Source organism: Sulfurimonas sp. HSL-1716, from assembly GCF_039645975.1.
GTDB lineage: Bacteria > Campylobacterota > Campylobacteria > Campylobacterales > Sulfurimonadaceae > Hydrocurvibacter > Hydrocurvibacter sulfurireducens.
On record NZ_CP147918.1, the window covers coordinates 102,086 to 116,851 of the forward strand.

The window sequence follows — 14,766 nt, forward strand, 5'->3', positions numbered from 1 at the left end:
TCTACATCAAGTACAGTAGTTTAAAATAATGATAGGATTTGAAGGTAAAATTTAAATCTTAATAATAGGGGAGGGAATTATGTCATTCTCAAGAAGAGATTTCCTAAAAAGTTCTGCTGCAGCATCTGCGGCAGCGGCTGTAGGCATATCAATACCATCGGATCTTAAAGCTGCTGCTGACGAAGCGGAAGCAGGATGGAGATGGGATAAGGCGGCTTGTCGTTTCTGTGGTACCGGTTGTGGTATTATGATGGCAACCAAAAACGGTAAGATTGTTGCTGTTAAAGGAGACCCTGCAGCGCCTGTTAATCGCGGGCTTAACTGTATCAAAGGTTACTTTAATGCAAAAATCATGTATGGAGCGGATCGTCTGACGCAACCGCTTTTAAGAGTAAACAGCAAAGGCGAGTTCGATAAACATGGAGAGTTTGCTCCTGTTTCTTGGAAAAGAGCTTTTGACGAAATGGAAAAAAATATCCGTAAAGCTCTAAAAGAGAGCGGTCCTGAAGGTGTCGGTGTATTTGCATCGGGACAATATACAATCATGGAAGGGTATGCAGCTCAAAAAATGATGAAAGCAGGTTTCCGTTCTAATGCGATCGATCCGAATGCTCGTCACTGTATGGCATCTGCGGTTGTCGGTTTCTATCAAACATTCGGAATCGATGAGCCTTCAGGTTGTTATGACGATATCGAACTTACAGATACTGTTATCTCTTGGGGTTCAAACATGGCGGAAATGCACCCGATCCTTTGGTCTCGTGTAACTGACAGAAAACTGACTGCACCGGATCGTGTAAAAGTTGTTTCTATCCAGACTTATACACACAGAACATCGGATTTGGCAGATATCGAGATCATCTTTACTCCAAATACCGACCTTGCACTTTGGAACTATGTAGCAAGAGAGATCGTATACAATCATCCAGACGTGATCGATTGGGATTTCATTAAGAAACATATTGTTTTCGCAGCCGGTCCTGTTAACATCGGATACGGTATGAGAAGAGCAGGCGAAAAGTCTTACAAAGAAGGCAAATACAATGCAAAAGAGATGGAAACTTACTCTAAAGAGATGAGTAAAGCAGTTTCTGATACTGAAGCTCCTGCATTGGCACCGTACGGATATAAAGCCGGTGATACTATGAAAAATACTGCGGGTACTCTTGCTCACTGGGAGATCTCTTTTGAGGAGTACAAAAAATCATTAGAGCCGTATACACTTGACTATGTAGCATCGATTTCAAAAGGTGACCCTGATGAAGATATTGAAGAGTTCAAGAAAAAACTTCAAGCTCTTGCAGATCTATACATAGAAAAAGACAGAAAAGTAGTATCTTTCTGGACAATGGGTATGAACCAACATACTCGCGGAAGCTGGGACAATACTCTAGCTTATAACGTTCACTTTATGCTAAACAAACAAGCTAGACCTGGTTCTGGTGCGTTCTCATTGACTGGACAGCCTTCAGCTTGTGGTACTGCACGTGAAGTCGGTACGTTTACACACAGACTTCCTGCAGACTTGATGGTTAAAGTTCCTGCTCACAGAAAAATCGCTGAGAAAAAATGGATGATACCTGACGGTACTCTAAACGGTGTCGGTGTACAGCACATCATGAAAATCCATAGAGATATCGAAGACGGACTGATTAAATTCGCGTGGGTTAACGTTTGTAACGCTTATCAAGATTCTGCGAATGCAAGCCACTGGATCAAAGCAGCTCGTGAAATGGATAACTTTATCGTAACTTCTGACGGATATCCTGGTATATCTGCAAAAGTTTCAGATCTTATCTTGCCATCGGCGATGATCTATGAAAAATGGGGTGCATACGGAAATGCAGAACGCCGTACACAACACTGGAGACAACAAGTTCTTCCGGTAGGTGACGCGATGAGTGATACTTGGCAATGGGTTGAGCTTTCAAAACGCTTTACTGTAGATGATCTATGGGGAGGATATGCTCCTTCAGGTCCAAGAAAAACTCCATTGGCAGACGTAAGAGACAAAGCTAGAGAGATGGGATACAGTGGTGACACTACTATGTATGAAATCCTTTTTGCAAATAAAATCGCAAAAGCATACAAACTTGATCAAAACGATCCTATTCAACAAGGTTATGACAACTCTGAAGGATACGGAGACAGCAGAAATGTCGTCGGTTCTGACGGAAAAGTATTTAAAGGATACGGATTCTTTATCCAAAAATACCTTTGGGAAGAGTATGCTGCATTCGGGCGCGGTCATGGACATGACTTGGCACCGTTTGATGTTTACCACAAAGTTCGTGGTCTTAAATGGCCGGTTGTTGACGGAAAAGAAACTCCATGGAGATTCAACGCGAAATACGATCCGTATGCTGCAAAAGAAACAAAAGGTACAAACGATGAGTTTGCATTCTATGGAAAAATTGCAAAAGCATTACCGTATGGTGATCTAAACGGCGTTAAAAACAAAACTAAAACAGCTCTGAAAAACAAAGCGAAGATATTTGCACGTCCATATATGGATCCACCGGAAAAACCGGATGCAGAGTACAACACTTGGTTATGTACAGGTCGTGTACTAGAGCACTGGCACTCAGGAACAATGACTATGCGTGTACCTGAACTATATCGTGCAGTACCGGAAGCTCTATGTTATATGCACCCTAAAGATGCAGAAGACAAAGGTATCAAACAAGGCGAACTTGCATGGATAGAATCTCGCCGTGGTAAGGTCAAAGCTCGTGTTGAAACACGTGGTAGAAATAGACCTAGACGCGGTCTTGTATTTGTTCCATGGTTCGATGAGCGTGTATTTATAAACAAGGTCACATTGGATGCAACTTGTCCTATGTCTAAACAAACAGACTATAAAAAATGTGCCGTAAAAATTTATAAAGCGTAAGTAGTAGCGTAAGGAATATCCTGTAATGGAAAAAAAGAATATCAGCGATAGAAGAAAGTTTATCTTCAATATGGCTCAAGGTGTCGGAATCACGGTACTTGGAGGATTTGTATGGAGCGCATTTATTGATGAGGCGAAAGCCTCTCAATTGCTCTTACGTCCGCCGGGAGCTTTAAAAGAGAAAGATTTTCTTCGTACATGTATAAAGTGCGGGCTTTGTGTTGAAGCTTGTCCTTACGATACGTTGATGCTGGCTCGTCCGGGAGATCACAGACCTCTTGGAACGCCGTACTTTATTCCTAGGGATATCCCTTGCTATATGTGTCCTGATATTCCTTGTGTACCTGTCTGTCCGACGGGAGCATTGAATGAAAAGAGCGTAACGACCGACGGACATCTAAACATCAAAGTCGCCGATATGGGACTTGCTGTAGTGGATGCGGAGAGTTGTATCGCTTTTTGGGGTATCCAGTGTGATGCATGTTACAGAGCATGTCCGATTTTCGGTGAAGCGATTACGATCGAATACCAGAAAAACGAAAGAACGGGCAAGCACGCATATATGACACCGATCGTACACAGCAACGCTTGTACGGGCTGCGGTCTTTGTGAGCATGCCTGTGTAACAGAAAAACCCGCCATCCATATACTTCCTCGTGAAGTAGCGATGGGTAAAGCCGGAGATTATTATATAAAAGGCTGGGATAAAAAAGACGAGAAACGGTTGAAAAACGCTAAAGCGATCAAAAGCACGACGGAAATAAACAAAAAAAGTGCGATAGATTCTTTAAATAGCGGGCTGAAGGATTTATACTAATGGTAAAGCTATGGGAAAACTATAGATATCTTATTTTAAGAAGATTGACGCAGGTAGGACTTTTGGTTTTATATTTTGGTGGAAATGTTTGGGGCTGGACCGTTTTAAGAGGTAATCTCAGCTCGTCGAAAATATTTAATACGATCCCGGTGAGTGATCCTTATGCAGCATTACAAATGCTTGCTGCGGGTGCAACTTTGGCAACGGACCTGCTGATAGGCGTAGCTGTGACGACAATATTTTATCTATTGATCGGCGGCAGAGCGTTTTGCAGCTGGGTCTGCCCTATAAATATGGTAACCGATGCGGCCAACTATACAAGAAGAGTTCTTGATATTAAGCGCGTACAAGGCAATAAACAGCCGGCTTCGAGAAACATCAGGTACTGGGCATTGGGTCTAAGCCTTGTGATCTCTGCGGTTATGGGACTGACGGCCTTTGAGTTTATATCTCCTATATCTATGGTTCATAGAGGGATCGTGTTCGGTCTGGGATTCGGCTGGGCGGCAATAGTCGTCATATTTTTGTTCGACCTTTTGATTTTAAAAAACGGATGGTGCGGTCATGTATGTCCGCTAGGCGGATTTTATTCGCTGCTTGGTAAATTTAGTTTAATAAGAGTGCATCATAATGAGGCTAATTGTACATTATGTATGAAATGTAAAGTCGTTTGTCCTGAGCAACAGGTTCTCGGTATGGTAGGCAAAGAAAGCTTGCCTGTCCTATCGGGAGAGTGTACGAACTGTGCGAGATGTATAGAGGTATGCGATGATGATGCTTTAGGATTTTCTATTAAGTCACTAGTAAAAAAATAATAGTAGGAGAGTGAGATGAAAACAATAAGTAAGATAACTATCGGTTTGGCTACTACGGCACTTCTAATGATTGGGTGTGGTAGCGGTTCAAATGCAACGCCGGCAAACGAGGCAACTGCAAAGCCGAAAATTTCAGAAGAAGCGTTGAGCTATAGAAATACAAGTTTATACACCGAGAAAGGTACTACGGTACCTGTGGCACTGTACTGTACAGATGCACCGGGAACAAGTAAAAAAATCAAAAGAGCGTTCCAGGATGCTCCGCCTATGATCCCGCATGACACTGACGGTATGCTTCCGATCAAAAAAGGCAACAACCAATGTTTAAGCTGTCATATGCCGGATGTTGCGTCTAGCATGGGTGCAACACCGATCCCGCAGTCACACTTTTTGGATATGAGACCGGTTAACAAAATCGTTGACGGCAAACTTGTAAAAGGGGTTGATAATCTTCAAAATCAGGTAAGCATCAAAAAAATAAGCGATGTATACCCGGGAAGATTTAACTGTTCACAATGTCATGCTCCGCAGGCAAATGCAAAACTTGTTACTGAAAATAAATTCCAACCACAGTACATAAGTAAAGACGGTGCGTACAGATCACACTGGAATGAAGTTGTTACCGATGATCTAGATACACTCGGTAAAGATTCAAGCGTAACTGCAAAAGATGTTGCTAATGAAAATTCTCCAGCCGGTAAGCCGTTGTTTGGACATTAATCATTATGAATAGAAGAGAGCTTTTCAGCTCTCTTACTTCTTCGATCAAAAAGAAGAAAGAGAGTTACATCAGACCGCCTTATTATGAAGACGAGTCTCTTTTTTACAGCGAGTGCGAAAAATGCGACGGCAAATGCGCTACTGTCTGTAAAGAGGAGATTATAAAGATCGCGGGCGATAAGACACCGTATATCGATTTCTCAAAAAACGGCTGTACATATTGTGATGAGTGTGCCCACAGCTGCGAATACGGGGTTCTTGTTTTAGAAAATAAAAAGAATATTAACGCCAAGGTTGTAATAAACAAAAAAAAATGTTACAGTTGGAGCGGTATTATGTGCTTTACGTGTAAAGATCCATGTCTTGACAACGCCATTGATTTTCAGGCGATGTTCATGCCAGTTATCGATGATTCCAAATGCACGGCTTGCGGCTTTTGCATCAATGTCTGTCCTGCGGCATCGATAGACATAAAGGTGATTGAATGAAAAAATTTCTATTTATAGTACTGTTTACGGGTACGCTGTTCGCCAGATCGATACTAAATCCATGTCTTACATATACGGCAACGGGCGGGGTGACGGATATGGTTATCCATGACGGCAAACTGTATGTCGGTACGACGCAGAGCAGTCTGGATATTTTTGATATGCGCAACGATAAACTTTTAAAGACCATAAAAGTGGATAAAGTAAAAGACTTTATGGGCGATCTCGTCGATGCCAAAATATACTCCGTCGATGTCGATAAAGACCGTTTGCTGATCCTCTCAGAAGCCGAACATGGATATAGAAGGGTCTATATAAATGAAGACGGTAAGAACAAGATCGTCATTCCCTCATCCATGTCTCTTTCCATAGAGAAGGCGAAATTCTTAGACAAAGATACGATATTGCTGGGGCTTTTGGGCGATGAACTGATATCGTACGACATCAAAAAAGGAAAACAGAACTGGCGTGTACCCGCAGGAGGATCGAAATTCTCTGATTTTGCATTGAACGAAAGAAAAGACAGAGTGGTCGTAGCCGATGAGAGCGGAGATTTAAAGATTATTGACACGAAAAACGGTGCTTTGATAAAAACACTGACGGGAGAGAATCTGGATAACGTCTTTCAGGTTGATTATAAAAAAGGGATCATCGTCAGTGCGGGGCAGGACAGAAGAACCGTGATCTATAATCGAAACACAAACTCCGCATACTATAAAAGTTCGGATTTTATGATATACAGCGTAGGTCTCTCTCCAAGCGGTAAACTGGCAGGATATTCAAGTGACGAGAACGGCAATGTGACGATTTTCAACACTGCAACAAAAACAGAGATCGGAACGTTCGGTGGAAATAAAATGACTCCCGCTCATATAATTTTCATCAATGAAAACGAGTTTTTAGTGTCTAGCAACAACAAGATAATCAATATCTATGAAATTAAATAACGGAGTTTGGCATGGTGTTTTATGAAAGCGAATTCTTAATTGAAACGGAGATCCCACAAAACGAATTGATCATATCCAGAACAGATCTGAGCGGTATCATAACCTATGCAAACGAGACATTTTGCGAGATAAGCGGTTATAGTATGGACGAGCTTATCGGCAGATCCCATAACATCATAAGACATCCTGACATGCCGCGTTCCGTTTTTGCTGATCTATGGAATACTATAAAAGCTGAAAAACAATGGGTAGGAATCGTAAAGAACTTTCGTAAAGACAGAGGATTTTATTGGGTCCACACGATAGTCTCGGGTGTTTATAAAAACGGTGAACTTGTCGAGTACAAATCTTTAAGAACTCCGATAGGTGCCGAAGACAAATTAAAGTATCAGAAGCTGTATGATAAAATACGTAAAGATAATGGCGAAGATATAAGAAAAATTATTTATGAAAAGGAGATTTAGTTATGAATGTATCAAGTATAGTAGTACAAACAGTACCGAAATATTTGGATGAGGTTCTTGAAAGCCTCAAGAACTGCGGTGTATGTGATTATCATATCCATGATGAAAAAGGGCGTATCGTCGTTACGATTGAGGGAGAAAGTGTTTCAGACGAGTTAAAAAAACTTCGTGTGATCGAAGAGCTTCCGCATGTGATAGCAGCAGATATGCATATGTCCTACAGCGAAGAGGAACTAGAAAGACATATGAAGGTCATTGAAGACGGTGAAGTCGTGCCTAAAGTCTTGGACAACGAGATCGTCGATCCTTCTCAAATCGTGTATAACGGTGACTTGAAGAAAAAAGATCTGGAAGCTTTTGCAAAAACTTTTGATACGACAGAAAGGTAAGTGGAAGTATGAGTGTTATATTTACGTCGACCATAAAGGTCGATGAAGATCAAAAATGGTTTATTGAACTCAAAGACATGGTTGATAGCGAAGTCGTTATTTGCAAAAGTATAGATGAGTATACGAAAATGGTCGAAGAGCTCGGCAAAAAATACGGCGGTCATGTCGATTCCGTTAACTGGTACAAAGACCAGGACGTTCCGCCTTATGTTATGGATGACATCAGATTTAAGATGGCCGAATTAAAACAAGAGGTCGAAAAAGAAACAGGCAAAAGTATAGATTCTATGAAGTAATACTTATAGAATCTTTAGATGCCAAAAAAGCGTTTTAGAAAAGCGCGTTCTTTTTTATCTTTGATAAATATTTTTGCGACGCTTTGATTTGCGTCGTTTAATATCACGACATCGTTGTCGACTACTTTAAGATGTTTTTTCCCCCAGTTTTTTTCCAACTCGTCAAGACGCAGCATTACATCCGCGGCACTAGGCGATTCTTTACTGCCGTCACGTTTATCTATTATCGATAGACCGCCTATGGTCTTCTCAAGGGTATAAGGCATATATACTTTCAGCTCTTTGTACATATGCGGGTTTTTTGCTTCGGGCATAGCCTGTTTCATAGCGACAACTCCCATAACCAGGAATGCAAATAATGCTCCAAAAAACAATCCTCTTTTAACGTTGCTCATGATCTTCTCCATGTATTAATATAATCTTGTGCTTTTTTGTCAAGCATCTGCATACGTTCTTTTCCTTTTGGAAGGGAGGAACGCAGCTGCTTCATCTCGCGTAAAAAATCAGAGATCCCCGAAGGGATCAGATCAAACAGATATTTCTTGAGATGTTTTGCCAGTGCCGGAGAGGCTCCGGAAGTCGAGATCGCTATGGTTAGATCATCTTTCTTGATATATGCAGGAAAGATAAAATCACAATAGTCTACCGAATCTACGGCATTGCATAGGCAGTTGTGTTTCTTTGATTCTTCAAATATTTCGGCTTGTAAAGGGATGTTGTCCACGGCAACGATGACGATAGAAAAGCCTTCGATGTCTCCTTGGAGGTATGCACGCTGTTCGTATGCAAGGTTTCTTTCTTTGATACGTTCAAGCATCGGTGCACTGTAGGATTGGGCGATCACTTCTATGTCCGTTGTAAAACATAAGAGATGCTCCAGCTTTTCATATGCGATCTTACCGCCGCCGACAATCAGTATCTTACGTCCGTCCAATTTCATAAAAGCCGGAAAATAGCTCAAAACACAACCTTTTTTCATATTGTAAAAAATCATTAAATTACTAGAGACAGCATATCCAAAAGAGTATGATCTTTGGCTTGACACAAGTCAATATCAGCTGCTGCCGATCCCTTGTAAACGTAAATGAGATCTTCGTAAAAATTATAGCGTAACTATGTCTTTGGTTTTTTTTGGTATTAATGTTCCAATAACATTAAGAGTATACCATATCAAAATCTGCGAAACAGGATTTTGTCATGAGGAAACACCTCTTTTTTTTAACAGCAATGATATCGTCGTTGTGGGCACAGACGGTGACCATGCAAGAGTGCATAGAAAAAACACTGTATTCTCATCCTGATATCAAAACTTTTATGCTGGAGGTATCAAAGAGCGAACAAAACTATCAGCTTGCCCGTTCTGCATACCTGCCGCATATCGATTTTGAAGCGGAGTATGATTTTCGGCGTACATTCGCTCTGCCTCAAAACGGTAAGTTTCGCACCGTTGAAGAGGGCGGTTGGCAGGCTGGCGTAGCTCTGCGTCAAAAGGTTTGGGATTTTTCAAAAACGACATCTTTGATACACTCGGCAGATCTTCAGAAGGATATTGCACGGCTTTCCGTCGAAGAGGCAAAGAACCTTATGATATACAGGGTCGAATCGCTTTATGAGACGGTTGTGATACAAAAAGAGATCATTAGAGTGCGGAAAAAAGATATGCAGGCAAAAAAAGAGCTTTATGAGCAGGCCGAAGCGTTTGTGGAGCAGGGATTGAAAACCACTTCGGACTCGACAAGGTTTTTGTCTGCGTTTTATGCGGCAAAAGATGCGTTGGGAGCGGCAGAGTCCTCCTATATGAAAACGATAGCGACACTCTCTTTATATACCGCTGAGCAAATCGATTTTGAAGCCGAGTTCGAAAACAATCTTTTAACGGAAGTAAAAGATCTGGAGAAAAACAGAAAAAAATTAAAACAGGAGATGCTTGAAAATAATATCCAGCTCAAGATCTACGATAAAACCATACAAAAAGACACTCTTTTACATCGATCGGCAAAAGCCGCGCATTACGGTTCGATAGACGCCGTCGCCTCATATACCCGTTTTGATACTTTAAACGCTTACGATACGGGCGTTGTCGGAGTGACTTTGAACATACCCATCTATACGGGATCGCAAATAAGCGCGCAAGAACAGATATCCCGCATCGAGACAGCCGCCGCAAAAGAGGCAAAAGCCTCCAAATCTCTAGCGCTTAGCGAAGAGCTTGAAGGGCTCATAATAGATCTTGCGCAGTACAAAAATACGCTGCAGGCAAAACATGCCCAGCTCGAAGCCTCCCTCAGTACGAAGAAGCTGCTTGAAGCCAGATACAAAGAGGGCTTGTCCACATATATAGAAGTGCTAGATGCCATGAGCTCGTATCTTTCGTCAAAATTAGAGATTTTGGAAGCATACTACGGTATTGCGATGGCGCAAAACCGTATTAAATATCTTACAGGAGTACAAAAATGAAGAACTGGAAAAAACTACTTACGATAACTGTACTCATGATGGCAGGATCGGCACTTTTTTACTTTAAAGTTTATATCCCAAAAACGACATACCGGATAGTAAATCCCAAAAAAGGATATCTCCGTGTTCAAGTTTTCGGGATAGGTACCGTAGATGCAAAAGATATTTATCAGATCGGTGCACAGACCGGCGGAAAGATCACCGATATCTTGACGGATCAGGGCCGATGGATAAAAAAAGGCGCATTGATAGCGACCGTAGATCCTGTCGATCTTCCTTTGCAGCTCGAAGAAGCGAAAGCTTCGCTGGCAAAAGCGAGATCCGAGTCGATCGCTTTAAGAGAAGAAACGCGAAGTCTAAAAGCCCAAAAAGAGCTGATAAAGATCACGTATGACAGATATGAGAAACTTTACAAACAAAGATACGCGGCAAAGGCAGAATATGACAAAGCTGCTGCTGATCTGCAAAGCATAAATGCACAGATAGCTGCAAGCAGGGCTCGCGCCAATTCAAGCGACGCAGAGATCAAAAGAGCAAAACGAAATATAAAAGCGATGGAGGTCAGGCTTTCAAGATATCATATCTATGCACCCATCAGTGGTTATGTCGTATCAAAAAATGTTCAAGCCGCTCAAAATGTATTGCCGACACAGAGTATAGTGAAAATAGCGGATCCAAAAAGCGTATGGATCAAGGCCTACGTAGATGAACGGATAAGCGCGGATATCAAAGCCGGTCAGAAAGCCCTCATAACCCTTCGTTCTCAGGAAGATAAAAAGTTTGAAGGCAAAGTCGCGAGGATAGCGGCAATAAGCGACGCAGTAACCCAGGAACGGGAGGTTGATGTCTCATTTGACGATCTGCCGATCCCTTTTTATCTGAACGAGCAGGCTCAAGTATCCATCACGACAAAAGTTTTAAAGGATCTCTTTCTCGTGGATACGGCACTGCTTGTTAAAAAAAACAAAAAGAGCGGTGTCTGGGTAGTCAAGGGTTCTACGGCACATTTTCAAATACTTGAGATCATAGCCGAATCAAACGGATTTGCAGGCATAAAATCGGGGATCGACGAGACTACGAAGATCATCGTATCGGATCCGAAGAAGAAAGCTCTGAGCGAAGGGATAAAGGTCCGCTTATGATGAATCTGGCACAAAAAGATATCTCCCATACTTTGGGAAAGTTTATTGTGACTGCCATGGGCGTCGGGATGCTGCTTGGGATCGTTTTGATCATGATAGGCGTATATAGAGGAATGATGGTAGACGCGCAGATACTGCTAAAAGATATACATGCCGATCTGTGGATCGTTCAGGAGAATACTTTAGGACCGTTTGCAGAAGCCTCCCGCATACATGAAGATTTAAAAGACACCATAAAGGTTATTGACGGCATTGACAAATCCGAAGCTTTGACATTTCAAAACATGCAGCTTTATATAAAAGGGCAGGCTGTCCGAGTAATGGCGGTAGGATTTGATCCTTTGGGCAGTTTAAACCCTGTAGATCCAAATACTCTTGTAAGCGGACGTATGCTGCAAAAGACTCATTATGAAGCGGTTGTATCCTCTGAGACAGGCTTTAAACTCAATGACAGACTGAAGATAGGCAGAGATATTTATACGGTCGTGGGCACCACCAGAGGTGCGGTCGCATCCGGCGGCGAGCCTCTCATATATATAAGTCTCAAAGATGCCCAGCAGCTGCAGTTTAGCTATTCAAACGCAAACATAAGAAACGACAGAGCCAGAGGAATCTTTGAAGAAAAAGATATCCATACGGTAAACGCGGTAGCAGCGACCGTAAAAAAAGGTTATGACATCAAAGAGACGGCACAGAGGATACGGCGATGGAAACATCAAAGTGTTTATACCGATGCACAGCAAAGCGCCATTTTGACAAAAAACGTCGTTGAAAAAGCTTCCAAACAGATAGGGCTTTTTACGGCGATCCTTGTCGTGGTATCCACTATTATCATAGGGCTTATCATCTATACGATGACTCTGGAAAAAATAAAAGAGATATCTATCATGAAGCTCATAGGGATACCCGATCTCATTATCATAAAGATGATCGTCCAGGAAACCGTTTTGCTCGGGTTCTTCGCTTTTATCTTCGGGAATATTTTTTCTCATCTTATTTATGACAAATTTCCTAAAAGGGTCGTATTGGAGATCCCCGATGCCCTGTCTCTTTTTGCGGTCGTTTTGATCGCTTCCGTTTTTGCTTCGTTTGTGGGTGTAGGCAAAGTGATGCATGCGGATCCCACGGTTGCGATAGGAGGTTGAGATGAATGCAAAGCAAAGTATCCGTGTCGAGAACCTTGTAAAAGAGTTTGGAAAAAACGACAATCTCGTAAGCGTCATAGAGGGAGCTTCCTTTACCATATACAAAGGAGAGCTGATCGCTCTCGTCGCTCCCAGCGGAGCAGGAAAGACCACTCTTTTAATGATGATAGGCTGCGTGATCGATCCGACCTCGGGAGAGATATGGCTGGGAGAGGAAAAGGTGTATGAAAACCGCTGGCTGACAAATGATGCCAGAAAGATTCGCCGTGAAAAGATAGGGTTCATATTTCAAGCACATTATCTGATCCCGTTTTTAAATATCATAGAAAACGTTACCTTGGTACCGCAGACCGGCGGAATCTCCGATGAAAAAGCGAAAACGGATGCCATGGAGCTGTTAAAGTATTTTGATATTGCCGATAAAGCTTACAATAAGCCCTCTCAGCTCTCAGGAGGACAGAATCAAAGAGTTGCGATCGCCCGAGCTCTGGCAAACAATCCAAAGATCATCCTTGCCGATGAGCCGACCGCGGCGCTGGATACAAAACGTGCCGTTAGTGTGGTGAAAATGCTAAAAAAGATAGCTTTAGAACAGGATGTGGCCATCATTATGGTGACTCACGATGAAAGGATGCTAAAATATTGCGACAGGGTAATGAAGATCGAAAATAAAAAAATTATATTCGAATAGTTTCTATCATAGCTTACTTGATGCAAATCAACATATATAATTTTAAAAATGATTACAATTACTTTTAAATCAAAAACAGAAAGATGTGGCTCATTATGAAACAAGAAGTACTTTCGCGGATCCAAAAATCATTCCCTTTAGTAGAAAGACCTTTTCGATCGATCGCCGAAGATCTGGGGATGAAAGAGGAAGATGTCCTTGCTATTTTACAAGAGGAAAAAAGCAAAAACATTATCCGCCAGACATCGGCCATCTTCGATACCAAACGTTTAGGATACGTATCGTCGCTGGTGGCATTTAAAATAGACGAAGCCGATATCGACGAAGCTGTATCTATTATCAACTCCCATCCCGGGATATCGCATAACTATGAGCGTAACCATGAGTTCAATATCTGGTTTACGATAGCCGTTGCTCCCGATTCCAAACTGGGTTTGGAAAAAAGCGTGGAGATATTGGCTTCTTTGACAAAAGCCAAAAGCCATATAATCCTGCCGACACTCAAACTTTTTAAGATATCCGTAAAACTCGATACGACGGGAAAAGATGAAAAAAAAGAGAAAGTTAAAAAAGTAAAACACACCGAGATAGAGATGACTCCGCTTCATCATGCGATTATCAGACGTGTACAGTACGATATAGATATTGTAAGCGAGCCTTTTAAAAAGATCATAGATGAGCTGGACATCGATTACGATACTTTCTTCTCCATCTTAAAACAGCTGCAAAACGCAGGTGTCATGAGACGTTTTGCTTCGATACTCAATCATCGTAAGGCCGGATTTGGCGCCAATGCGATGGTAGTGTGGGACGTCGATCAGGAAAAAGGGGAAGCAGCAGGCGAGCAAGCGGCGGCATTTAGTGCCGTAAGCCACTGCTATTTACGACCGAAATACGAGAATTGGCCGTATAATCTTTTTACAATGATCCACGGCAAAACGAAAGAGGAGACAAACGCTGTCATAGAAGAGATAGCAAATGAGATTGATGCCCGTTCTTATATGCCTCTTTATTCATCAAGAGAGTTCAAGAAAGTAAGAATAGAGTATTTTACGCCCGAGTTCGAAGCTTGGGAAAACCTACATGTAAAAGAGGAAGGATAATGGAACTTTTTTTTAGACTAGAGATCGCCTATATCGTCATAGGCATATTCTTTTTGATCGTCACTGCGATAGTGACCACACAATCGACACTGCCGAAAAAATCTTTTAAATATGGAATGATCGGAGTGTTTGCGCTTTTTGCTATCATGATCTCATTACATTATTATATTACCGTCAAACGTATGGACGGCGTCAAACAGATCTTTAACGACGGCGGTACCATCATCTGTGAGAACAAAATGCACAGAACTATTTCCCAATCGGTTCTGATCTCGAAAAAATTCGAGTGGCGTCTTGAAGGAGATCTTTTCGTCTCGGATAATCATACGCGCTCTTTTCATACGTCAAGATGCGTAGATTATACTTCTATGATGCAGTCGGCGGAAAAATAAGCTTCTA

17 protein-coding genes are annotated in these 14,766 nt (G+C 41.9%); 15 read left to right on the forward strand and 2 right to left on the reverse strand.

Translation table 11 applies throughout. The features are described from left to right. Positions 1–79: 79 nt before the first annotated feature. The 9 genes from napA to WCY03_RS00580 are packed head-to-tail and all read left to right on the forward strand — an operon-like array spanning position 80 to position 7,829. The gene (gene napA / locus WCY03_RS00540) at positions 80–2,893 is read left to right on the forward strand and encodes a nitrate reductase catalytic subunit NapA (protein ID WP_345993055.1); all 2,814 of its coding nucleotides are present in this window, start codon (positions 80–82) and stop codon (positions 2,891–2,893) included. Positions 2,894–2,918: 25 nt separating this feature from the next. Then, positions 2,919–3,710 carry a ferredoxin-type protein NapG gene (gene napG / locus WCY03_RS00545; RefSeq protein ID WP_345993056.1) on the forward strand — a complete coding sequence of 264 codons (792 nt, stop codon included), beginning with the start codon at positions 2,919–2,921 and terminating at the stop codon, positions 3,708–3,710. Continuing rightward, positions 3,710–4,525 carry a quinol dehydrogenase ferredoxin subunit NapH gene (napH, locus tag WCY03_RS00550; RefSeq protein ID WP_345993057.1) on the forward strand — a complete coding sequence of 272 codons (816 nt, stop codon included), beginning with the start codon at positions 3,710–3,712 and terminating at the stop codon, positions 4,523–4,525. Before napG ends, napH begins: the two co-directional genes overlap by 1 nt. Positions 4,526–4,540: 15 nt before the next feature. Continuing rightward, complete coding sequence (locus tag WCY03_RS00555; RefSeq protein ID WP_345993058.1) at positions 4,541–5,245, forward strand: nitrate reductase cytochrome c-type subunit; 705 nt, start codon at positions 4,541–4,543, stop codon at positions 5,243–5,245. Positions 5,246–5,250: 5 nt separating this feature from the next. Next, a complete protein-coding gene (locus tag WCY03_RS00560) occupies positions 5,251–5,733 on the forward strand; it encodes a ferredoxin-type protein NapF (RefSeq protein WP_345993059.1) in 483 nt (160 codons plus the stop codon). Further along, complete coding sequence (locus WCY03_RS00565) at positions 5,730–6,680, forward strand: PQQ-binding-like beta-propeller repeat protein (protein WP_345993060.1); 951 nt, start codon at positions 5,730–5,732, stop codon at positions 6,678–6,680. Before WCY03_RS00560 ends, WCY03_RS00565 begins: the two co-directional genes overlap by 4 nt. 11 nt (positions 6,681–6,691) lie before the next feature. Beyond that, positions 6,692–7,144, forward strand: coding sequence for a PAS domain-containing protein (locus WCY03_RS00570; RefSeq protein ID WP_345993061.1), 453 nt, complete (start codon positions 6,692–6,694; stop codon positions 7,142–7,144). Positions 7,145–7,146: 2 nt separating this feature from the next. Beyond that, the gene (locus WCY03_RS00575; RefSeq protein WP_345993062.1) at positions 7,147–7,533 is read left to right on the forward strand and encodes a chaperone NapD; all 387 of its coding nucleotides are present in this window, start codon (positions 7,147–7,149) and stop codon (positions 7,531–7,533) included. An 8-nt stretch (positions 7,534–7,541) separates the two neighbouring features. Next, entirely contained in the window at positions 7,542–7,829 is a 288-nt protein-coding gene (locus WCY03_RS00580) for a hypothetical protein (protein WP_345993063.1), read from the forward strand. A 14-nt stretch (positions 7,830–7,843) separates the two neighbouring features. Here WCY03_RS00580 and WCY03_RS00585 read toward each other — a convergent pair whose 3' ends face one another. Together WCY03_RS00585 and WCY03_RS00590 are read right to left on the reverse strand one after the other, a co-directional pair. Next, positions 7,844–8,224: a hypothetical protein gene (locus WCY03_RS00585; RefSeq protein WP_345993064.1), complete on the reverse strand. Its 381-nt coding sequence runs from the start codon at positions 8,222–8,224 to the stop codon at positions 7,844–7,846. Continuing rightward, positions 8,221–8,790, reverse strand: coding sequence for a bifunctional precorrin-2 dehydrogenase/sirohydrochlorin ferrochelatase (locus tag WCY03_RS00590; protein WP_345993065.1), 570 nt, complete (start codon positions 8,788–8,790; stop codon positions 8,221–8,223). The genes WCY03_RS00585 and WCY03_RS00590 overlap by 4 nt, the downstream gene beginning before the upstream one ends. Before the next feature lie 236 nt (positions 8,791–9,026). Here WCY03_RS00590 and WCY03_RS00595 point away from each other — a divergent pair, with 236 nt between their 5' ends. From WCY03_RS00595 to WCY03_RS00620, 6 genes are all read left to right on the forward strand, one after another. Next, positions 9,027–10,286, forward strand: a complete 1,260-nt coding sequence (locus tag WCY03_RS00595) for a TolC family protein (RefSeq protein ID WP_345993066.1) — start codon at positions 9,027–9,029, stop codon at positions 10,284–10,286. Then, positions 10,283–11,428 (forward strand): efflux RND transporter periplasmic adaptor subunit, encoded by a 1,146-nt coding sequence (locus WCY03_RS00600; protein WP_345993067.1) that lies wholly within the window; start codon positions 10,283–10,285, stop codon positions 11,426–11,428. Before WCY03_RS00595 ends, WCY03_RS00600 begins: the two co-directional genes overlap by 4 nt. Further along, complete coding sequence (locus WCY03_RS00605) at positions 11,425–12,573, forward strand: ABC transporter permease (protein WP_345993068.1); 1,149 nt, start codon at positions 11,425–11,427, stop codon at positions 12,571–12,573. Before WCY03_RS00600 ends, WCY03_RS00605 begins: the two co-directional genes overlap by 4 nt. A 1-nt stretch (position 12,574) precedes the next feature. Further along, positions 12,575–13,264 carry an ABC transporter ATP-binding protein gene (locus WCY03_RS00610; RefSeq protein WP_345993069.1) on the forward strand — a complete coding sequence of 230 codons (690 nt, stop codon included), beginning with the start codon at positions 12,575–12,577 and terminating at the stop codon, positions 13,262–13,264. 95 nt (positions 13,265–13,359) lie between these two features. Next, positions 13,360–14,367: an Lrp/AsnC family transcriptional regulator gene (locus tag WCY03_RS00615; protein WP_345993070.1), complete on the forward strand. Its 1,008-nt coding sequence runs from the start codon at positions 13,360–13,362 to the stop codon at positions 14,365–14,367. Then, the gene (locus WCY03_RS00620) at positions 14,367–14,759 is read left to right on the forward strand and encodes a hypothetical protein (protein WP_345993071.1); all 393 of its coding nucleotides are present in this window, start codon (positions 14,367–14,369) and stop codon (positions 14,757–14,759) included. The genes WCY03_RS00615 and WCY03_RS00620 overlap by 1 nt, the downstream gene beginning before the upstream one ends. Positions 14,760–14,766 lie beyond the last annotated feature (7 nt).